Annotated in this window: 11 protein-coding genes and 6 pseudogenes; 8 read left to right on the forward strand and 9 right to left on the reverse strand. The window is 49.7% G+C overall.

What is annotated here, in order from left to right:
- The first annotated feature begins 125 nt into the window (after positions 1 to 125).
- Genes GH984_RS02665 through GH984_RS02675 form a run of 3 tightly spaced genes read left to right on the forward strand, consistent with a single transcriptional unit; the run spans position 126 to position 4,346 of the window.
- Positions 126 to 446 (forward strand): nucleotide pyrophosphohydrolase, encoded by a 321-nt coding sequence (locus tag GH984_RS02665; protein WP_216643607.1) that lies wholly within the window; start codon positions 126 to 128, stop codon positions 444 to 446.
- On the forward strand, positions 443 to 2,644 hold the full coding sequence (locus GH984_RS02670; RefSeq protein WP_153718641.1) for a DNA/RNA helicase domain-containing protein: 2,202 nt from the start codon (positions 443 to 445) through the stop codon (positions 2,642 to 2,644). The genes GH984_RS02665 and GH984_RS02670 overlap by 4 nt, the downstream gene beginning before the upstream one ends.
- Positions 2,634 to 4,346: a class I SAM-dependent methyltransferase gene (locus tag GH984_RS02675; RefSeq protein WP_153718642.1), complete on the forward strand. Its 1,713-nt coding sequence runs from the start codon at positions 2,634 to 2,636 to the stop codon at positions 4,344 to 4,346. The genes GH984_RS02670 and GH984_RS02675 overlap by 11 nt, the downstream gene beginning before the upstream one ends.
- Before the next feature lie 30 nt (positions 4,347 to 4,376).
- On the opposite strand, the gene GH984_RS02680 is transcribed toward GH984_RS02675, so the two are convergent.
- The 5 genes from GH984_RS02680 to GH984_RS02700 form a co-directional block, all read right to left on the reverse strand.
- Positions 4,377 to 6,437 carry an AIPR family protein gene (locus tag GH984_RS02680; RefSeq protein WP_153718643.1) on the reverse strand — a complete coding sequence of 687 codons (2,061 nt, stop codon included), beginning with the start codon at positions 6,435 to 6,437 and terminating at the stop codon, positions 4,377 to 4,379.
- Positions 6,437 to 7,408 carry a PD-(D/E)XK motif protein gene (locus GH984_RS02685; RefSeq protein WP_153718644.1) on the reverse strand — a complete coding sequence of 324 codons (972 nt, stop codon included), beginning with the start codon at positions 7,406 to 7,408 and terminating at the stop codon, positions 6,437 to 6,439. Before GH984_RS02685 ends, GH984_RS02680 begins: the two co-directional genes overlap by 1 nt.
- Complete coding sequence (locus GH984_RS02690; protein ID WP_153718645.1) at positions 7,401 to 10,052, reverse strand: Z1 domain-containing protein; 2,652 nt, start codon at positions 10,050 to 10,052, stop codon at positions 7,401 to 7,403. The genes GH984_RS02685 and GH984_RS02690 overlap by 8 nt, the downstream gene beginning before the upstream one ends.
- A complete protein-coding gene (locus GH984_RS02695) occupies positions 10,049 to 11,530 on the reverse strand; it encodes an ATP-binding protein (protein ID WP_153718646.1) in 1,482 nt (493 codons plus the stop codon). The genes GH984_RS02690 and GH984_RS02695 overlap by 4 nt, the downstream gene beginning before the upstream one ends.
- A gap of 222 nt (positions 11,531 to 11,752) precedes the next feature.
- Positions 11,753 to 13,303, reverse strand: a complete 1,551-nt coding sequence (locus GH984_RS02700) for a DNA cytosine methyltransferase (RefSeq protein ID WP_369691900.1) — start codon at positions 13,301 to 13,303, stop codon at positions 11,753 to 11,755.
- Positions 13,304 to 14,283: 980 nt separating this feature from the next.
- Between GH984_RS02700 and GH984_RS02705 the strand changes: the two genes are divergently transcribed.
- The 3 genes and pseudogenes from GH984_RS02705 to GH984_RS11050 form a co-directional block, all read left to right on the forward strand.
- A complete protein-coding gene (locus tag GH984_RS02705) occupies positions 14,284 to 15,798 on the forward strand; it encodes a hypothetical protein (RefSeq protein ID WP_153718647.1) in 1,515 nt (504 codons plus the stop codon).
- The gene (locus tag GH984_RS02710) at positions 15,795 to 18,620 is read left to right on the forward strand and encodes a DEAD/DEAH box helicase (RefSeq protein WP_153718648.1); all 2,826 of its coding nucleotides are present in this window, start codon (positions 15,795 to 15,797) and stop codon (positions 18,618 to 18,620) included. Before GH984_RS02705 ends, GH984_RS02710 begins: the two co-directional genes overlap by 4 nt.
- A gap of 106 nt (positions 18,621 to 18,726) precedes the next feature.
- Positions 18,727 to 18,801, forward strand: a pseudogene (locus GH984_RS11050) (hypothetical protein); the annotation flags it as partial.
- 184 nt (positions 18,802 to 18,985) lie between these two features.
- On the opposite strand, the gene GH984_RS02720 reads toward GH984_RS11050, so the two are convergent.
- Together GH984_RS02720 and GH984_RS02725 are read right to left on the reverse strand one after the other, a co-directional pair.
- Entirely contained in the window at positions 18,986 to 19,864 is an 879-nt protein-coding gene (locus GH984_RS02720; RefSeq protein ID WP_153718649.1) for an HNH endonuclease signature motif containing protein, read from the reverse strand.
- Positions 19,865 to 19,929: 65 nt separating this feature from the next.
- Positions 19,930 to 20,795 (reverse strand): annotated as a pseudogene (locus GH984_RS02725) (integrase core domain-containing protein); the annotation flags it as partial.
- Between the two features lie 63 nt (positions 20,796 to 20,858).
- On the opposite strand from GH984_RS02725, the pseudogene GH984_RS11120 reads away from it, so the two are divergent.
- Together GH984_RS11120 and GH984_RS11125 are read left to right on the forward strand one after the other, a co-directional pair.
- Positions 20,859 to 21,044 (forward strand): annotated as a pseudogene (locus GH984_RS11120) (IS110 family transposase); the annotation flags it as partial.
- A 41-nt stretch (positions 21,045 to 21,085) separates the two neighbouring features.
- Positions 21,086 to 21,190: pseudogene (locus tag GH984_RS11125) on the forward strand (IS110 family transposase); the annotation flags it as partial.
- A 224-nt stretch (positions 21,191 to 21,414) separates the two neighbouring features.
- Here the strand turns inward: GH984_RS11125 and GH984_RS02730 are convergent.
- Together GH984_RS02730 and GH984_RS10860 are read right to left on the reverse strand one after the other, a co-directional pair.
- A pseudogene (locus GH984_RS02730) lies at positions 21,415 to 21,531 on the reverse strand (transposase); the annotation flags it as partial.
- Positions 21,532 to 21,595: 64 nt separating this feature from the next.
- Positions 21,596 to 22,083: pseudogene (locus tag GH984_RS10860) on the reverse strand (transposase); the annotation flags it as partial.
- Positions 22,084 to 22,099: the final 16 nt, after the last annotated feature.

A 22,099-nucleotide genomic window follows, 5' to 3' on the forward strand; every position in this document is an offset into this window, starting at 1 on the left:
TCTTGTGTTCCATGTACTTTAACCTAGTTTAAGTGTTTGAAGGTGCAGCGGGATTCTTAAACTTCTTTTTGAGCAAAACTGTGGCTAGGCTACAATCGCAACTAGCCACGCCAATGGACGGAGCGATGCAACATCTCACTGACCAACTCAAGCAATTTCGCGACGAGCGTGATTGGGCACAGTTTCATAACCCCAAAGACCTTGCACTGGCACTGAGCATTGAGGCCAATGAGCTGCTCGAGGCCTATTTGTGGAAATCATCCGAGCAAGCGGACCCTGCCAAAGTTAAAGAGGAGCTTGCGGATGTTTTTGCGTTTGCCCTTTTACTGGCAGATCACTATGACTTTGATGTCAGCGAAATCGTTTTGGATAAGATGGCTCAAAACGCCGCCAAATACCCAGTGGCAAAAGCCAAGGGCACGGCAAAAAAATACACTGAGCTATGAGCCAATCGCAGACGCCGCAAGTTACCGTTCAGCAATATACCTTTGGCAAACAGGTGCTCGTGGAAATTGATGCGCACCCGCATGCGTCTAATAACTGGCCGGTGGTTTACATCTTAAGCGATAAAAAAACCAAATCCGCTTATGTTGGCGAAACCACCAATGCCAAATCACGCCTTAGCACCCACCTAAAAGATAAAAAGAAACAAAAGCTCACCACTGCCGCTTTGGTCAGTAGCACCAAATTTAATAAAAGCGCCGCGCTGGACATTGAAGCCTCATTGATTCGCTACTTGGCTGGCGATGGAAATTTAAAGCCAATTAACAGCAACTTAGGCGGTGCAATTGACCATAACTATTACCAAAAAAATGAGCTATACCGTGAAATCTTTCAGGAAACTTGGGATAACCTTCGCCGCATAGGGCTTGTGCAGCGTTCGTTGGAGTCCATCGATAATTCTGATGTCTTTAAATACTCGCCTTACAAAACGCTCTCGGCCGATCAGCGCGAGAGCTTAATCGGCATCCTAACCGCCCTATTAGATGACCGCGTTAAAACACTGCTTGTTGAAGGCGGCGCTGGCACTGGCAAATCCGTATTGGCGATTTTTCTATTCAAACTGTTGCATAGCGACCTCGATGATATTCAGCTGCGCGAATTTTCGGATGATGGAGTTAAGCTGCGAGAGCTCGTCACGCGTTTTAAAGAGCGGTTTCCAGAGCCGCGCATGGCACTAGTTGTGCCGATGTCATCATTTCGCAGCACCCTAAAACGAGCATTCAGCCAGATCGCAGGCTTGAGCGCCAAAATGGTGATAGGGCCAGCCGAATTGGCGCGACAGCATTATGACGTTGTATTAGTGGACGAGGCCCATCGCCTGCGCCAACGCAAGAACCTTGGATCGTATTTCGGCCGCTTTGACGCGGTTTGTAAGGAACTCGGCATGGATGCCGGAACCGCTTCAGAAGTTGACTGGGTGTTGGCACAATCCACCAAGTCTGTTTTCTTTTACGACGAAAACCAATCTATCAAACCCTCGGATGCAGACTCGGGCGTTTTCAAGCAACTCAAAAAGCAACCCACCACGCAACAACAAATGTTGTTGTCCCAATTCCGCGTAAACGCTGGGAACTCATACTCTCAATTTATCAGCGACTTACTGCGTGTGGCTTTGGGCGAAACTGAGGTTTTTCGTTCCAAGCAATACGAGCTGAAGGTTTTTGATCGAATCGATGACCTAATCGCGACCATCGAGGATCGCAACGAAAAACAGGGCTTATCACGTTTAGTGGCTGGGTTTTCCTGGCCTTGGGTCTCTAAAAATAACCCCCAACTCTTTGACATCCAGATCGAAAATACTGCCCTGCAATGGAACCGCACCAACAATGACTGGATCAACTCCGACAACGCTGTCAAAGAAGTAGGCTGCATTCATACTACCCAGGGCTACGACCTCAACTACGCCGGTGTCATCTTTGGCCATGAAATCAAGTTTGACCCCGATCGCCAAGAAATCATCATTGACGTTGATCGATACTTCGATAAAAACGGCAAAACCGCGATCGATGATCCTGCGCAACTCAAGCAGTACATCTTAAACATCTACCAAACCATCTTGATGCGCGGCATTCGCGGCACTTTTATCTACGCGTGCGATCCGGCCCTGCGTGCTTATCTTAAGCAGCACATTCCAACCCACCAGCAAGTGCAGCCGCCAGCTGCTGACAATGTGGTTGAGCTTAAACCCTTTGTTAATGCCGTGCCGCTGTATAACTTAGACGTGGCTGCAGGCGCATTCAGTGACCTGCAAATGGCGGAAGTGGCCGACTGGGTGGCCGTACCCCCTACCCAGCCGATCGATGAAACCTACTTTGCCTGCCGGGTGATTGGCGAGTCGATGAACCGCATCATTCCCAACGGCGCAACCTGCCTCTTCCGCAAAGACCCCGGCGGCAGCCGTAACGGCAAAATCGTACTGGTGGAATTAACCAACCTACGCGACCAAGAAAGCGGCTATGGCTACACCATAAAAGAATACCAAAGCATCAAAACCGAAGATGACGATGGGTTTCACCATCAAATCATTCGGCTTAAGCCCCGCTCTTCCGACCCATCCATAGCAGCCATCGAACTCACGGCTCAGGATGACGCCGAATTCCACGTGGTGGGCGTGTTTGAGGGAGTTTTGGATGACGGGTGACGACAGGAAGTCGGTGGATTACTACTCGGATAATGCCGAAGCCCTTTTTACAGCCTACACCGCGCTTGATTTTGAGACCGTGCACACCGATTGGCTTACCTGCCTACCCGAGAAACCGGGCACCGCATTGGATGTTGGCGCTGGATCAGGTAGAGATGCGCTAGCACTTGCAAAACGGGGCTGGGAGGTGGTGGCGGTTGAGCCAGCGCAGCGGCTCCGCCAGCTCGGCGGCACTCACACGGCAGGCACAGCGGTCCAATGGATGGACGATCAGCTTCCAGAGTTGGCACAAGTCCGCGCCCTATCAGAGCGTTTTGATCTAATTCTTTTATCTGCAGTGTGGATGCATTTGCCGCCCTCAGAGCGTGAGCGCGCGATGCGCGTGCTCAGCGAGTTACTCGCACCAGGTGGAAGACTCTGCGTAACGCTAAGACATGGCCCCGGCGATGGGCAGAGAACGTTTCATCCCACGAGCCGTGAGGAACTGGAGCATCTGGCACACCAACGCGCCCTAGTGAACATCACCCCACCGGCAAGCCGAGGTATCCGGCAAGACTGTCAGGGTCGAGGCGAGGTTACTTGGGAAACGGTGTGTCTGCAGCTACCCGATGATGGCACGGGCGCCCTGCCGGTGTTGCGCCACATCATCGTTAACGACCAAAAGTCATCAACCTACAAACTGGGGCTACTGCGCGTGATTACCCGCATTGCTGATGGCCTACCCGGCATGGTGATGCGCCGAACCGATCATCATGTGACCGTGCCATTTGGCCTGATTGGCCTTTACTGGCTGCGGCTTTATAAACCCCTCATCCTCGAGCACCAGTTACGCCAGACCCAAGGCCACACCGGGTATGGCTTTGCGAAAGAACCGTTCTATGCACTTGGACGTTTGTCGGCTTTTGATTTAGCGATCGGGCAGGCCTTTGACGCCAACACCGGTAAAATGCTGCTTGCAGCGATTCGTGATGCCTGCCAGAACATTCGCGCAATGCCGGTACGCTACACCACATGGCCGGGCTCTAAAGATCCGTTATTTGCGACGGAACAATCCACAATACGCCTGCGCAATGGGCCTGTTCGACTAGATCGCGAAACACTATCAAGCTTTGGTGAATTCCACATACCTAGTCATATCTGGGATTGCGCAAGCCGATATGCCTGCTGGCTAGAGCCCGCCATCATCAATGAGTGGGTTGAAGTCATGAACCGCTACGAACTGCGATATAACAACAACGCGGCGCGCGACGCATTGCGTTGGTCAGAGCCTGTGCGCCGGACTCAACTGGTTCGCGAGCTCATCGAATCGCAACTCGATACGGGCAACAACCTCCACTGCACCTGGACAGCGAAGCGACTACGAGCAAGTCAATATGAAGTTGACCACTGCCTGCCTTGGGTGCATTGGAATAACAACGACTTATGGAATCTGTTGCCTGCAACACGCCGCGCTAACCGCGACAAACGTGACCGGCTGCCGGCCGCTGAGCTGTTGAGCCATGCACATAATCGTATCGTCAACTGGTGGGAGGCCACCTACCTCAACGGCCGATATCGCGAGCAATTCATTGTGGAAGCTGAAGCCGCACTGCCAATGGTAAACGATGCTAGTCAGGCTCAGGCCGTGTTCGATGGCCTGCAACATCAGCGCCGGCGCTTAAAGCAGAATCAGCAGATTGCGGAATGGATGGGGTTGGGATAGTTCAGACGCCTGTCATTTACGCAACAACGCTCAGAAAATCCCTTCCTCACGAGCTTTATCCAGAACAGCGATCAGTATTTCGCTTTGTTTCTCAGACGGGATTTTGTGAGGTATTTGTTCTGCCACTCTTATTATTCCAACCTCTTTTTCAGTCAAAATCTCCCTTTCAACGCCAACTTGCCGGATTTTACTCCATGCTTGCCCGGGCACCTTTAGGACCTTTCGCTGCGCGTCAATTCCGTCGTCTATCCGTTGTACTTTTTTTGCCTGTTTCTGCTCGTTTTTTTGCGCATCACTACTAATTAGGCTCGTAAAGAATGCCTGATCAATTTCGAACTCCAACTCGTCAAGCTTTCCTTGAATCCGATCCCAACAGGAATCTTTTTTACACCACTCAGAAATATTCGATATTCCCTGAGGTGGCTGTGTAATATCGTCGTTAACGAATTTAGCCGCTTTGCGCAGGCCTTCCGCCAGCTCTGGATAAACCGCCTGCGATTGCCAGCATTTTTGAAAATCAACCGATTTCCCAGCTCGTTTACAGAGCTCGTTTACCGTGGCAATCGCATACGCCACCGTATTAGCTCGGTAGCCTCCGTTATACCAAGGTTCCCCAGAAACCATCTTCTCGGTCCATCTGAAAATGATGGCTCGTGCGATCGCGCGCCTATAATACAGTTCATTAAAACTATCAGGATTTTTGCTCCAAGCCTTGCCAATGCGACCGGCATAACTCGAGAAATTCTTCTGGGCGCCGAGGTTAACCCACTTAGGGTGGTCGTCCCAGACATTCTCAAATTTGGCTAGGTCTGTCTTTGTAAACATCTGCGGTTTCGGATATTCAGCCTTAAAGCGTTTCTGCTCGCTTGGAGTGAGCTTTGCTTGTGCGTCCGCATACTGTCCTCTAGCTCGCTCATAGAACCATTTGGTTTCACGTTGGGCACCACTCTGAGCAGGCGCCCAAATGCGCCGAGAAAACCCCTCCATCCGAACATGAAATGGATGGTTTGAGAAAAAGTCAGCAGCGTTCACGCGATTCTGTGTGTTGGCATACTCCGAAATTCTGGGAACAACAATCTCACTATCCTCAGGGCTTATCACTGATAGCTTCATCTGTACAAAAACACGATCCAATGTTGCCTTGTCACGTCTCTTGGTATGAAAGAGAGAAGCTGTGGTCTGCCCACCGTTCACAATCTGAAGGTCTTTAATACGTACAATTTCCGGAGCCTTATCACCCAGCTCTACCTCAACCTCTTGCGCAGTAGCCGTAATACCGTTGTTATACGCAAAGAACATTCCAGGTTCATTCAGTATCGTCGTGCGAATACCCTTATTGACTTTCCCGCGCGCTTGAAGGAAAGAGCGAACGTTTTGCTCAAGAAGGCGCGCACCATGCTTTGCATAAAGCGTTGCCAACATATCGCCGGGCATCACTACAAGATATGACTTATGCGCGCCTGAGCCTAGGTGCGCAGACAGGCTGCTTAAACCGCTTCCAAACTCCGCCTTAAAGTCAATATCTAAAGGCTCTTTATGGCCGCGGGAGCTACGTTGACGTTGCAACCGGGACATGTCCCATATCTGATAGGTCGCTTCGATATCGCAAATTTTACCCGCTTCGATGTTCTGCATGCGGTCGCTTAACGCACGCTCAGATACAACGAAGAAGTTAACTCTGCGGAGCAAAGATTTTCGATCTGATATCTCTCTAGATAAGCCAAATTCCGGGGTGGTTTCATCTAGATCATCGAAGAGACGCTTTGTAAGACTTGCTTCGAAGAAGTTTTCCACCCTTTTGAACACCGCTATCACATCTGTTTGTGTAAGCGATTGAAGCGCCTCCCGACTATCGAAATCCGCTACAAACAAATCAAGCTCACCCTCATCATTGAACCAGTAACCATCGACGCGCATCCCTCGTTGTGCTCTGTAATGACAGAGCTCAAAGCCCTCAATGAAGCCGGTTTCCATGAGCTCAGCTGCGAAAGCTTCCATGAACTCGGAGAGTTGGAATGCACCATGCGCCTCCGCGCCGGCCATGAGTTCTTGGCGAAAATCGTGAAAAAATTCAGAAATTGGCTGTTCCATTAGCTCTCCCAGACTCCTTCCTCTCTACATTCAAAAGATGCGATACGCTCCAATTGAAGATTGTATTTCACGTCAACAACGCCTTCCGGCAGCCCCGATCTCACCAACTTGGGAAACCCATCAGATATCCGGTAAGTATTTGAACCATTAATTAAAAACCGTGGCTTGTCGTACTCTCGCAATTCCACATATCCATAGGTTGCAAGCTTGGCCCAATATGCCTCAATTGCATCAGCGTCACTGAGCTCATCACCTACCGTTGCAGCCAGTTGATTGATTGACTGCGCTGCAGCACCGTCGGGGGCTTCGGTGAGGCGATAAACTTGAAGGAAAAGACGATCAGAAACTGTCTCGAGCTGGTCTTCGGAGGAGACCCGCACTACGCTTCGATCTTTACCACTGATCGATTTAACCTCAACTGCAGTATCTCCAAATATGAAGTCCTGATGAATCCGATCAGGACCACACCACGCGTCAACTGATTGGCCATCAGTAAGACGCTTTTTCCTGAGACGACGAAGGAAGCTCAGTTCGGCGAAAAGGCCCCGCACTTCCTCCGCCGATAGAACCCGAGGTCTTTTGCCCGCCAAAAATGCCTTCCAACGTTTGATGTGGTTGAACGCAACGCTCAAGGCAACGGGCGGATCAGTAACCCCCTTAAGATTACCGATCAGCGTCTGGCATAGGGCATGAAAAAGGTCGCGATCCACGTGTCTCTCAAGTGTAAGGATCAGCCCTTGACGGCCAGATTCCGCCAACTGCCGGAGATCAACTCTAATACCGTTTACGTCGCTTGAGTTCTTTCGGAATTGCTCTGTATGTTCTCCCGCCAGCTGGAGTATAAAAAGACAATGCCCCTCAGCGTCCTTTCCCCAGCATAAGGTAACGTCACCTAATGCAGTTGCATATCGAACGGTGTAGTCACTGTCCGGGGTCTTCATCTCATCCCAAGGTGCCTCGTTCCTAATCATAGTCGTCTTCTTCGTCGGGAGTATCGAACGATGCCCCCTGCATCCGTTCGATCCACACCTGATTCGCAACTACTTCTACTTCCGTTTGATAATCGCCAGGCGGAAAGCTGAGTCCGAATGCTGGGACACGCGCATTAGCATCTCTACCTACCGGCCGGAGCACATGAATCATCAATAAGGGCTTCTTGCGTACTGAGCGGAAATGATAGTCAGATGGGTTCTTGTCTTGGCCATCCTTCCTGGCAATCTTTACTGCTTCATCTTTCTGTAACTCAGACAGCCCTAGCTTTTCATCACCGCGGCTCGCCACACGGTCTTTACTAATTCGCCATGTATCACCGTTATGGCCTGCGCTACTGCGTTCTTGGGGTCCCAAAATGTAATTCGCCGCGTCTTCCCCATTTGCTGAAACCGATAAAATCAGAACATCTCCCGTAGTGTATTTCTCGGAAAGCGCGCTGAGATAACTGATCGCCGCATTCTTACGATCAGTGAAATCAGGATGACTACGGAACGCCATTAGGAACGCCTCGATTTCCGAAATCTCTACATCACGAGCAAGCCAACCCTTACCAGTATCTTCCAAACCAGTGCAACCAAACTTGTTCCGCCAGTATTTTTTAATTAGCTGCTCGTTCTCTTCATTTATCTTTTTATTAACCGGAAGAATATAGCTCTCCACAATTCGGCCCGTGAAGTTCTGATTTACAATAACTCTTTCACCAGCTCTCATTTTATTAGCAGCAGTAATGAGCAACCTTTCAGGGTGCGCTTTCACATAAAGCCCAAACTGCTTAGGGCTCATTCCGTCCCGCCGCATTGCTTTAATCTGTTGACGTAGTTCCTCTGAGGCTTCAGCGATGTGGCCGTACCAGTTTATGGAATCCGGAGACAGATGCACCCGGCATAAGTCCTCGAAACCGGATCGATAGCCAAACCAACGTCCCATCTGCATGAGTGTGTCGTACATTCGAGTATTGCGATACATGTAGCTCACCGTAAGGCCTTCAATAGTGAGGCCGCGCGAGAGACTCAATCCGCCAATCGCTATAGCCGTCAAACTACTCCCGTCACGCTCATACTTCTTGTAATCGAGTGCTTCGTCAGAGCTACTGTTTACTACGAAGATTTGGAGATTGCCGAAAACGTCATTGAGAGCACCCTTAATATCCGGCCAGATAAACCCACAATCAGAATACTCAGTTTCCAGACAGGACTTTAAAGCGCCCATAATATCGTTCTTTTGGGATACTGAATCCGGCATCGCATAATTTGCTTTTACCGCCTCCCGCAATTTCTTTTCGTAAATGCTTACAAAGTTGCGCACCCTCTGTTGCACAGCTACGAACCGGGAAACATTAATCATCATTGAGCAGTGTTTATTGATTTGCCCCCTCAAGTTGCGTATCGCCCTAGCAACAATGAACTGATCAATGGCCGCGTAGAGACTTGGCGGCAATTCGATTGGCTCGTCATCCTTCCTATGAGATAAAGGGAGGTAGTCTTCGCAATCCAAAATCGGTCTTACGATTCTTGCGCTACTACTATCATCAATGAAGACTTTTTCTGGTCCGAAATAGGTATTTGGAGCGTCGAGACTGACGATGAAGTCACGAGGAAATAATTCTTCATAGGCTTCATCATCATATGAATCGGGGTTGATAAAGATGTTTGCGAAAGGTGTAGCGGTGTACCCGACATAACATGACTTAGCAAAGAGACCGAGGATCTTTCGAAGCATTGCGTTCGTCTTTGTCGGGTCTAGTTCAGGCTTGTTCGTATTAATCGAAGCGTTATCGGCTTCATCATCAATCATAAGCATTGGAACATCGGTTATTAGTCCATCTGCCTGCGCGTTCATCTCCTTAAGCCAATCATGCAGCGATTTCAGAGTACTAACGTTCTTCTTTATTACTAACACAGTCGGCTTATTCAGATCGTTGATCTTCCATCCGCTCTGGTTAGCGGTCCTCTTGCTGAAATCATCATGGACATTTGTCAGGGTGGCTGGATGAGGATAGTCACGGAGCAGACCGACACCAACCTTTTTACGGTCTTCCGGGTCGCTGGAGCGTCCAACAAAACCCTCGTCTATGCGTCCCTGGGTCTGTTTCCGTAAGTTATTGTGAATACCCGCAATCACGATTATAAACTTATACCCTGCATCCGCGGCCTTGGCGATCACCCCCATATAATTTGCAGTTTTACCGGATTGGACATGCCCAATTACAAGCCCTCGGCGGTCCCACTTGCCGTCGCTTTTAGGATCTTGCAAATGACCAAGTATTTTAGTTGCGACATCGCTTAACGATTGCACAACTGTTGGATGCAGCTGTTCCTTTTTTAGATATGCTTGGTAAGCATCAGAATATATCCAATCGATATCCCCACGTTTATCGATCCATTGATCATCGTGATCAGCTTCTACATCAACTAGGGAAACACCCGCACCCATGCGCGAATCCACAGCTACGAGCGCATCTTCAATGACGCTCTCAAGTGGGTCATCGTATCCAAATACACACGCAAGCTCCCTTGCCCGACGCCTTACCTCATCACGTGTTGGCGGCTCCGGCAAAATCGATAGCGCTGATATAAGCGCGCTGGTGAAATTCCTCTGATTCTCAATCTTATTGACTGTCATTTATCCAACTCTCTAGTGATGTAGTCTTCAACAGCGTCCTCGAAACCAATGAAGAATCTAGTGGACCTTACGACTTCTCGAAAGGCCTCAACATTTACATCACCGTTGCCAAAAAGGCATTGCTTCAGATCATTAAGGCGGACATTGATTTCTTCCCGCGAAAGTTCGTTCTGATGAGTCTCTTGGGGCTTAGTGGAAAAATCTGAATAAATCATCTCAATCGGAAGCGAAGACGCAACCGCCTCCAGGTATATCGCGAGCCGGCGATCATTTTCAGAATCAAGGTTTGCACGTAAGGCTTCAGCTAGCGGATGCTCACTATTTAGACCGTACCTTATGGCTCCCTGAGTTGCGTATCGCTCCCAAACTGGCGCATTTACCTCGTCAAATAGCTTTTTTCCTCTACCACGATGCACTTTGGTGCTACGTGCAGTTACCGTGTCTATGACTTGCCGTAGACGGTTTCTAACCGGTGCTGGAGGACGTGCACGTGATTTCTTAATATCGATCGTCCACAACTCATCGAGGCTATTTGGGAAATCAATCTGCACTCGAGCCAATTTTGTGGCTTCCCCTTTTGGGATGAGTCTGAACCAGTCGCCCCATGCCATTAGGCGACCGGCGCGGTAGACGTAAGCGCCTTGGTTTGAAACAAAATCGCTGCGGTTTTGATAGAAGTCGTATTCTTGTGCGCTCAATTTGCTGTGGTGCGGAAGGATGTATGGCTGCATTTGAACTGCCGCGCCATCAACCCGCACAACTTCTTCCGGCAATATTTGCGTAGCCGGATTTTTGCGGCAGAACGGGTCAAAGGGCTTAATCGAATGACCATTCAGGGAGAGTGCCAGTTTGTTACGGCCACTCACTTCGCCGCTTATAAACCTATGAAAAACTAAAGCTAGATGTTTTTCGACGAGATCTAGCTTCTCATTAACGATTTCATGCAGTCCGGCACCAACCTCCTCCTCGAATAGCCTATCGAGGTTACGCCAGATCACCGCTGTACCCGTGCCGATGATCAGATCATGAAATGGCACCTCCGCGATTTCTTCGGTATCAAGAATTGAGATAAGCCAATCATCCTTTTTATGTACAGTCTCTAGGTCCCATTCCGCTGCGTGCAGCCCACTACCATTGTTACTAACTACCGTTAGCCTTTTACACTGCGAAAAGGAAGCCGTCTTGAGCCCGAGCCCAAAGCGACCAAGGTCTTTTGGTGAACGCATTTCCGATGGGTTCTTTGACCCATGCCGCAAGGCATCAATTATGCCCGCCTCATCCATGCCATTACCGTTGTCAATGATGCCCAATGTGGGGTTTGTTTGGCTCAGATCACAAAGAATATCGACCTTGGTTGCTTCTGCCGAGATGCTATTGTCAACAAGATCCGCAATCGCAGTTTCTAGTGAATAGCCTAAATCACGCATCGATGCAGATAGAGATGAGGCACTTGGAGGAAGATGGTGATGTCTAGCCATAACCTGCCCTATATTCGGACGAGGGGTGGCACTGTCCGCTCCGAAATGAAGTATCTACCTGCGATCTTGCAGCGTTTCGCCAATCTAAGCCTTGACGGCAGTAACAGGCACTCAAAAAAATCACACTGGCATACTGGGAAAGGACCAGCTCCGATCCCATTTCCTCGGATCGGATGCGAGCAGTGCCCCGCCCCCCTAGCTCGCAGGAAACACGGTCGATTCTCACTTAATCTCTCCGGCTCTATCAAGAATATCTGCGATTATTTCGGCGATCTGCCTTGCGAGATACGGCGGCACCGCATTGCCTACTTGGTGATACTGAGATGTTCTTGGTCCCTCGAATCTATAATTATCCGGAAAAGTTTGCAGCCGCGCGGCTTCTCTGACTGTCAAGCTCCGACATTGCATAGGATCGTAGTGAATAAAATAGTGCCCATCTTTAGAGATATGAGAAGTGATAGTAGTAGCAGGCTGCTTAGGAAGCTGAACCCGAAATCGATCTGAGAACATCTTCCCAGCTCTGCCGTCGCCAACATTTGCATGGTTAGGCAGTAAAAAAGGTGGAAAATCAGCTAACTTGGGACTCCTGCCGGTAACTGATGCGAATGAAGCTGCGAAGGCATAACGGCGAAGATCGGACGGCATATGAGAGCGCGAGTGATGACTATCCAATCTTGAAAGACGCGCATCGTAGATGCTCTCGAAGACACTATGCGAACAAAAAGGCCGCGCTGGATATCGAGTAGAGGATTTTTCCAAGGGGACTACGGGCGCGGGATCGCAAGCAGCAAGCGTCGCAAAAAGCTCCTCCGCGTAGCAATTTCCCCTTAGCTCTTTGTTGATCCGCTGTAAATCTAGCGAGCCGACTGCTACCCGCCAACTCTCATAACTATCTTCACTCTTTGAAATTCCACTCCGAATTTTTGGCAAGTTGCCAATCGTCTCTTCTAGTGTTGGCGATTTGTGAGGCCTTAACTTTTTAGGACGGACTGCAATATCGTCTCTGATACCCACAATAAACATTCTGTGGCGGGCTTGCGGCACTCCATATTCTTCCGCCCTAACGAGAAAAAGGCGCGGATCGACGCAGAACCCTGGAAGCTCCTCTTCCGCGAGCGAATAAAGCTTATAGCCTAGGCCATTTGGCGAAATGCCAAGGGCACCTTCCGGTTCAGTTAGGTCAGATATAATGCGATTAATTACAAGGTCGCCATTTACCCGGGCTGACAGCAGGCCCTTCACGTTCTCCATTACAAATACTGGTGGACCGTGATCAACAATGATTCGCAAGTATTCCCTATAGAGAAAGTGGCGTTCGTCGCTCTCAAACGCTGGATCACCTTTCATCCGTGACCTACCCACCAAAGAGTATGCTTGGCAAGGAGGCCCACCGACCAACGCCCACTTTTTTTCGTTTCCAAGCTTATTGGTGATGAGCGCACGAACTTGGCGATGATTTTCAGCGCCAAGGGACAACCTTATCGCCGACTGATCCGCCCGAGCCTTTTCTTTGGGATGCCGCGAATAAAGCTCATTAAGGGTGATATGACCGTTTAAATATCGATAATAATCTTCAGGAAACTCATCGCTTTCAAACACTCTAAGAAAATGGCGCAAAAGGAGTGTTCTGTGAGCAAACTTATCTTGTTCAATGGCGACAATACTTTCAAAGTATGAACGCTCTTTCCCATTCCTTTGCAATGAAGCGAAGCCTTCCCCAAGGCCACCTGGGCCAGCAAACACATCAACCAAAGGATAGGGCCGCTTCTTCACTGACTGATCCTCACGTTTGGATCACTCTTAAAAGGGTAACCACATCTTTTTCGTCATACCGCCCACTGATTGGCGGAGCCAGCCCCGACTGGTCTCCCTTGACACCAAAGGTGCCGGAAATACTGAACAGATCAGAATTACAGTTGTTGAAATTATAGGGTTTATCAAAGTCCGTTGAAGAACTTACACAACGATGGCCCAAATTAACACCTCTGCACTCTCTAGACTCTTCGGGCTCTTCCCCTATAAGCAGCCGCGCCAAGCGGCTAGCATGTCGATGGATATCGCCTACGATGTTGCACATGCCCTATTCCTTGGCTGTTCGCCTACGGCGCATTTGCAAGTGTAAGCCTTTAGCCGCCACTCCAACACTGCCTATAATTATATCGTGCGAAATGGTTGACCATGCCTCCGACAGAAGACGTCGGAAAAACCGATAAACCTGCCTAGGGGAGTGAGTTAATTGCGTAATCGTGGACAGGGGGCATGTGACATCAATCTTCAGCGGTTTAATGCGCATTCAAATACGCACACGCTGTGCTTACAAACACTGACCCGAGATTAACAATGCAACTCAGCAAAGCTGGGATCGCGGAGACTTTGAAACTGCTTAAACAGGAGCAGTAGCTCAAAGAGGTTGCCAGCGCCTTGGCAAGCTTGAGGTCGTAGATTGAAACAAATGGCCTACCCTTAGCTCGCCTCCGTCAATTCTAATGCCCGGTGATCTTATCCACCTCAGTTAGAGACCCAGTCGGTGGAAGTAGACCACAATCGCTAATTCGGGATAAACGGTGCTTAAAGAGGAGCGAGCGGTTCTGGACTGAACCTGATAATCAAGACACCAGTATACCCAGCATGCTTTTGAGAGAATTTGTCTAAACGAAAACCGTGGGAAGTTCTGAGCTGGGGTCAGTGCCGCTTTAGGTGTTAACGTATAAGCATTGACGCGAGCAAGAGGCAAGGAGGCTGTCGCAGAAAACATGGATGATAATGTTTTGGATGAAAACGAAATACTAACGAAGGCAAATCATCTTGTTATCGAAGGGCTTCGCCAAGCAGCGATTCTCCTGCTTCAGCAAAACTTAGAACTCCATCCCCACTCTACCGCACTCCTTACCGCACTCGGTCATGTTTATCTGCTTGAGAATCAACCGACGAAAGCCCTTAATCATTTCAACAAATCACTCAAGGCCAGTCAGGCGGCCAATGATTTTACTGATGAAGACTTAGAGTTTATAAATACGCAAGCTGAGCAGAGTAAAGAAGTCGATTATTCACCGCACGACGACGCTGTATCGGATGCAAGCGACGCTGATTCAGGAAAAGTCCAACAATTATCACTGCGGCCGAAATTATCTCTTTCATCACCAAGAAATACTAGCCAAACGGAAAGACCAGCCAAGCATCAGGTCAAAATCAAGTACCGACAGCGTAAGTATCTCAATACGAATAACAGCACCCCTAGGTCTAGGGCGACAGGTTCACTAGGTGAGGGGTCGCCTGCTACGGAACCAGTAATACCGAAAGACCAGTTACAAAGGGAGGCCACTACTTTCACAACTCCCAACTCGCGTCATGTCAGCTCTCACACCGACAATAAGGAGCCTGATGTTCAAGCGGTCGAGCAATCATTAGATGATCTCTACTATGAAGAATTACAACCAAACGCCGATTTTGCTGTGCCAGAAAACGACGATGCTGCTTACAGTCTCTTCGACTACCTTCCGGATTCCCTCGATAATCAGGAGATCGATGAATTCGCGTGGGATGAATACGAAGACCTTGATGAGTTTGATGAAGAAGCTAATCGCGGGGACACCGAACACATCCTACCGACTGATTACGTTGGCCGCGAGAGACGTGCCCTTCAAGTCGCCACAGAAGTCATTGCAAACTGCGATTGGCATCCCTGTTCAATTGAGCTACTTCAAAAGGTTTTTGTTGAGAATGGATGGAATGCGACCCGCGTAGCCATTGAGCGAGAAATTAGTAAAGGCATGATCCCGGATGAGCTTATGCTCGCTAGGGCGATTCGCAATTATTGGTTCAATAATGATCGCTATTGGATAACTTTCGCTCGGATCAAGAGCAACGCGCTCTACATGGAAGCCACCGCGGCCTACTGCAACATAAGTTGGGTGGATGCACTGCGTGTCATACGATGTTTCCCAGCGATTCCCGCAGTCGAGGAAGTAATAACTCTCATTGAGGATTTGTACGAATGGTGGTATGCCGATCAAAGCCTATGCCGCAGCTTCAAAACCTTTCTAAGGTTTCTTCAATACCGAACCGGGTCAGTGCGGGGCGCGCTCTCCGGTGAAAGCGTTTTCAGTTTTCATGGATGGGCAGACGAAAACATTGGCTCTGAAAATATTACTCTATGCCACTACAACACGCCCGCACGCCACTGTTTACAGGAACTCGGCATAAAACTTCCACTAAGTGAACCTCCGCCACTTAGGGGCATGAGAAAAAGAAAGGAATCAGAAGAATGACTAAAAACCGTACCCCACTGCTCCCGGTGCGCCACGCTTGGGTAAAACAAACCCTTTCCGATCAGACCGAACGCGTAGGTAGAGTGGAGTCCGCAATTGATCGAGGGAATCAAGTCGATGTTACTGTCCATTGGCAAGGTGAAAACCGGAAATCTGTGGTCCCACTTTCTAGTCTGCGCTGCGGGTTCCGCCCAATGATGGACGTGCAAGACGTACCTGCAAGTCGAACACGAAAGACGATGGGAGAAGGTATTGTCCTAAAGACTCGCACCTTGGGTGGCCGTGACCAAGTACTGGTTGATTTCCCGAGAGTAGGCAAACAACTCTGGCTCCCTTATGAAACTTTAAAGCAGATTAAGGGCAGCAAACACCGATTCATCCTCGGTGAAACAGGCCCCGCAGATAGTGCAGAGCGGTTCCGACTAAAATCGCTGGCGCATGCTCTGGAAATGTGGAACGAAAATACAGGATCCCTTTCACATTTGGAGATCGACCCACTTCCCCACCAAATCCACTTAGTTCACCATATCTTGGCCTCTGGAAACCTCAATTGGTTGATCGCTGATGACGTCGGGCTTGGCAAGACTATCGAGACCGGCATGCTTTTGGCTGCGCTTAAGCAGCGGGATAGTCTTAATAGAGTGCTGCTAGTTACTCCCGCTGGATTAACCAAACAATGGCAAGACGAGCTTAACCACAAGTTCAAAATGGGCGATTTTTTAATTTATGGTGATGACTTCCAGATAAATGAGCCGCGCCACTGGAAGATGTTTGACTATGTTATCGCGTCAATGGATAGGCTGAAGGATGATCGTCACCTAGCAGCATTGGAGCAGGCCGGTGGTTGGGATTTGGTTGTTTTCGACGAGGCGCATCGCCTTAGTCGGCGACAGTACGGTATGAAACTTGATGCCTCACAGCGGTTCCAGTTAGCTGCCCAACTGCGGCGAAAAACAGATGCGATGGTCCTGCTAACAGCTACGCCACATCAAGGGATGCAAGACAAATTCCAGGCACTATTGGAGCTGCTCCGGCCCGAGCTGACCGATAAAATCAACAGTTTAAGGAACAATCCGGAAATTATCGGAGATATGGTATTCCGAAATAATAAAGCCGATGTAACTGATGTGGACGGCAACTTCATTTTCAATGGCAAAACCACGTCAGCAATGGAAGTGTCGGTCTCTCAGGCGGCGAAAGTATTCGATAACACCCTACAAGCGTATCTTCGTAAAGGCTATGAAGCGAGCGCCAAACTTGGCGTCAAAGGCAATGCTATCGGCTTTGTAATGACGGTGTACCGCAAGCTCGCTGCCTCAAGTGCTGCGGCGATCCACAATGCGCTGATTAACCGTAAATTGCGACTTCAAACTCAGGCCAACATAGAGCCGATGGGTAATTATGCAGAAAAAGATCAGCGGTTTATTGGCGAATGGGAAGAACAGCTGCAGACCGAAGCGGCACAGTTCTTTGATGGTGAGCTGGATCTACTCGATCAACTAATCAGCGAGGCAGAACGCCTGCGCGACAATGACCGTAAGCTTCAGCTTTTTCTCGATGAATTAATCGAAGCCATCCGCGCCGATAATCCAGATCAAAAAGTGCTAATTTTTTCCGAATATCGAACCACCCAAACTTATATCAAGTCAGCTCTAGAGGGTCGTTTTGGCGCCGGCTGTGTGGAGCAAATTAACGGTTCTATGCCTCACCACTTGAGGCATGCCGCGATTGCCCGATTTGAGGAATCAGCCCAATTTCTGATCTCCACAGAAGCTGGTGGCGAGGGCATTAATTTGCAGCGCAACTGTCACATCATGATCAACTACGACCTACCATGGAATCCAATGCGTCTGGTGCAGCGCATTGGCCGCCTGTATCGCTATGGGCAAAGGAATCGAGTAGTTGTATTCAATATCCACTCTCCAGACACAGCCGACGAACAAATTATGGAAATGATGTATAGCCGTATTGAACAGGTGGTTACTGATCTAGCTGGGGTTAGTCCTGAATTTGATTCTCAGCTACACGACGATATCCTTGGCGAGATTGCAGATCTAATTGACGTTTCGCAGATTCTGGAAGAGGCGACCGTAGCAGGAATCGATCGTACCGAAGAGCGGATCAACACAGCCCTAGCCCTCGCTAAAGAGGCCACAGAAAAACAGCACGAGCTATTTGCGTATGCTGCGAGCTTTAATCCCAACGAGACCCGAAATGAGCTGCGTATTACGAGCGAGCACAGTACGGCTTTCGTTCAGGGTATGTTCCAGCAACTCGATGTTGAGATAGTAGACACCAGTCACGACGGCAGACTCTGGCATATCCGTATCCCTGAGACAATGCAAAATGCCCTAGGTAGCACCCGAACCCGCTATGAGGTAACACTAGACCGTATCTTAGCCATCAAGCGGCCCAACACGCATATTCTTGATCTGGATTCGCACATAATGCGTTACCTATTACAAGAAGCGAAAAGCTACGACTTCATGGGCTTGAGTGCAGTAGTACGCAATTTACCGAACAGCGCGGCACTGACCACTAGTATTTTACGCTGGCAGAATGACCAAGGGCACCGCAGGCGCCAAGAATACGCAGTATTTGGAATAACCGAAGACGACCAAGTGCAAATTAATCCGGAATCTTTTGTAGACTGGCTAAAACGGCCGGCCAACACCGGCACCGTCGAAATAGACCGAGACCAAAACAGACGTTGGTTTCTAGCAGCAGAAAAAGCAGCAGATCGGCGACTAGCGGAAGTAAGCAATCGGCATCTCCATCCTGAAAACATGCAGTGGGTTTCGGGTGCATGGGTGGGAAGATGAACAACATGAAATGGTGTGCATCTTGCAGCACTAAATCAACACGGTCAGAGCGTATGGACTAACCCACGAGTTCATCACGCCCTATACGCCGGAGCGGAATGGGCTAATGGAGCGCTTCTTCCGATCCCTAAAAGAGGGATGCATCTGGCAGCACCAGTTCGAGCCGCTAGCGCATGCGCGGCAGGTGATCGTGCAATGGATCCGGTTTTACAATAACGAACGGCCGCACCAGTTATCCGCTGCAGTGATTTTACATTCTTGTGCAAATGCCACTTCTGAAATTAGCAGCACAAGCATTAGCGATAAAATTATGGCTCGCATCCAATCTCCTTTTGACGCATAACGCCTGCCATGAGGCGCGGCCTTTAGGACCTCGCCTCCATGCCTTTGTTGGACAAGTATTCTCTATGCCGCGTGACGGTTAGATTAAGAAACTTTGGGTCAACGCCCGCGAGTAATGCTTTGCGATCATCTTTTGAGATTTGGCTGCAATGAAAGGTAGCGACAGAGTCATCAATTTCAGAGTCAACAAGAAGTTCACCGGTTGAGGCAATAGCGATATATTGAAGATCTAGCGCACGATGGCAGTACTTGCAAAGGCATATACCATTAGCAGGGTTTGCTCTGTTCTTCACATCCGTGGCGTAGGGGCTCAGATGTGCAGCCTCCACAAGACCAGGGAGACATGATCCGCAAACAACGCACCGACTGTCACTTCGCTTCATGACGGTGTCAGTGAAGCCTTTTATGGCTAAGCGAGACTTGGTCTTGCTCCAGCTGTCAGGAACGGAGAAGTCCTCCGTTGAGACGGAAGGAAGAAGATGACGAAGATCTGCCAAGTCGAGAATCGCTTGATACATAGATTCACCGAGTGATGGCATCGACTGTGACCAGCCGAGCAGGTTGACATCCGTAATACCAAGCTGAGCACGATTTCGCTTTCCCTCTTTGCTTGTTGGCGAGACGGAAAGAGGCGTTGTGAACCTCACAACATCTGTGAGATGGGCTGTGTATACCACTCTAACTTTGCGTGTTCGCAGTGCTTCTTGTTCAGTTGGCTTTCTTTCCGAAAGTTGTTTTACAGTTCCTGTAGCTGTGAATGAGTATCCTTGTGTCTTGTCGAGGTATAGAAAAGTGTCCCCCTTCTGGACCCGAACTGAGTGAGTGTTGTCATACACGTACTTCAGCCCTGGCTCGTCGGGATACAAATCCTGCTCCGCAACCTTGAATATCCAATATGCCATTTCTATCTAATCCTTTCTGTGTCGGTAACCCCGCCATTTATAACCGAGGCGATAAGTAAAGCTCATCAGGCGGCCATGGCTACCTTCTGTTTCGGGGTTATGCCGCCAAGTGCCATATTCGGTCGTTCATTGTTGTAAGTCCATAGCCAGCGAGTGGCAAAGTCCTGGACTTCAGCGATTGACTCGAACAAATAGTGGCTTAGCCAGTCAGAACGGATCGTTCGGTTGTAGCGTTCAACATAGGCATTCTGCTGGGGGTTGCCTCGCCACTCGATGAGCTGCTCGAGAGAACGAATGACGCGCTCTGCGGGCAGCGAGAAGTCTGCATCAATGATCAGTCCTTCGCGGTTGTAGTCATCGATGACGTTGAATAGCCGATAGGTTCGTCCATCCGCTAGCTGGTCGTGCATAAAATCCATCGACCAGCCCTAGTTTACGGCCTCTGGGACAGCAAGTGGCTCGGGCTTTTCACGGATCAGGCGTTTCGTCGGCTTGATCCGCAGGTTGAGCTCAAGCGATCGGTAAATGCGATACACGCGCTTGTGGTTCCACCGGAACCCTTTGACGTTGCGAAGGTATAGGTAGCACAGCCCAAAGCCCCAGTTGCGCTGATTGTGGGTTAGACGAACCAACCAGTCGGCGATCTCCGCGTTCTCATGCCGGAGCTTTGACCGGTAGCAATAGCAGGTCGCACTGATGGAAAATGCCTGACAGGCAAGCCGGATGTTACAGCGGCCGGCGGCGACTGCCTTGCTGGCCATCTCACGGCGATGAGACGGCCTTACCACTTTCCCTCGAGGGCTTCCCTGCGTAACTCAGACTTCAGTCGCTCCTCGGCATACATCTTCTTCAAGCGCCGGTTCTCCTCCTCGCGCTCCTTGAGCCGCTTCATCATCGAGGTGTCCATGCCGCCAAACCTAGCGCGCCACTTAATGGGATGGACTACCTCCCGACTTATACTACGGCGGTCAGTTCACTCAGCGGAGATTATCTTATGGCAAATGTACATTACCTCGGAATTGATTTGGCCAAGAACGTTTTCCAACTGTGTGGTCTGTCTCGATCCGGCAAAGTCGTTTACAAAACTCGTTTAAAGCGCGATGAACTCTTGCGATCGGTTGCGCAACTTGAAACCTGTACCATTGGTGTCGAAGCCTGCAAGGGCGCCTTTTACTGGCAAAACCTGATGCAAGCCTCTTTGGTAAATGGGTCGATCAGTTAAGGGAGCGACGGGGTTCCAACAAGGCAGCTGTAGCAGTCGCTAATAAGAATGCGAGAATCATTTGGTCGATTCTGCGCAACAAAACCAGCTACGTTTGCTCCTGACATACCCGTGGATTGCGAATGCACTGGAAATGGCAAAAAGGTCGAACCATCACGCTTGGAACCTGACTTTTATAATGATCCTTGAGATCGTCCACTTGTTGAGGTGAGCGTGAGCGGATTCCCCATTTGGACACTACTTTCTCAGAAACTCTGATGCCGGATAGATGTATGCAGTTCGGACCCGCTGCAACTTAGTGCTTGCAATAGGGAGGTAGTCCATAGATATAGAATGTCGCACTGCTGATACCGTGCTCGCAGCAGAGGTCTGGGACTTTAACCCCTGCCTCGGCCTGCTTGAGGACCGCCATGATCTGGCTGTCCGTGAAACGTGATTTACGCATGTGGAATCTCCTGTCCTTGCTAGGGTACAAAATTCCACTTATCACCTCGATTATTTTTCGGGGGGATTACCTCTCCAGCTTCTTCAAGATCTAACTCAATGTTCCGATAGCCATAGTTACAGCCACTCTCCATCCAAAATTGCTTGATCTTGGTCTCCAACCGCTGGGCCTCACGCGCCCGGCGAGACAGCGGTGCGTGCCGCCAAGCATAAAACCCGCTGCGGTGGACCTCGAGAATGCGGCACATCGTGGTGATGGGATCCTTATGTTGTCGAGACTCAATGAACCGGTACCTCACTTCGACTCTTGCGCGAAGTACCGGGCGGCTTCCTTTAATATGTCACGCTCCTGCGTGACCCTTTTAAGCTCTGCCTTCAGCTTCCTGAGTTCTTCCTGATCGGCTCTTGTGGCCTGAATCGCGCCGGACTCTGGCCCGTAGGCTTTAATCCAGTCATACAGACTTTTGTTGCTGATCCCAAGCCGGCTGGCCACATCATAGACCCCGTGACCGGCTTCAGTGACCTGACGAACCGCCTCAACTTTGAAGGCGTCTGTTTATCGTTTTCGA

The organism is Spiribacter salilacus, from assembly GCF_009649225.1.
GTDB classification, from domain to species: Bacteria; Pseudomonadota; Gammaproteobacteria; order Nitrococcales; family Nitrococcaceae; genus Spiribacter; species Spiribacter salilacus.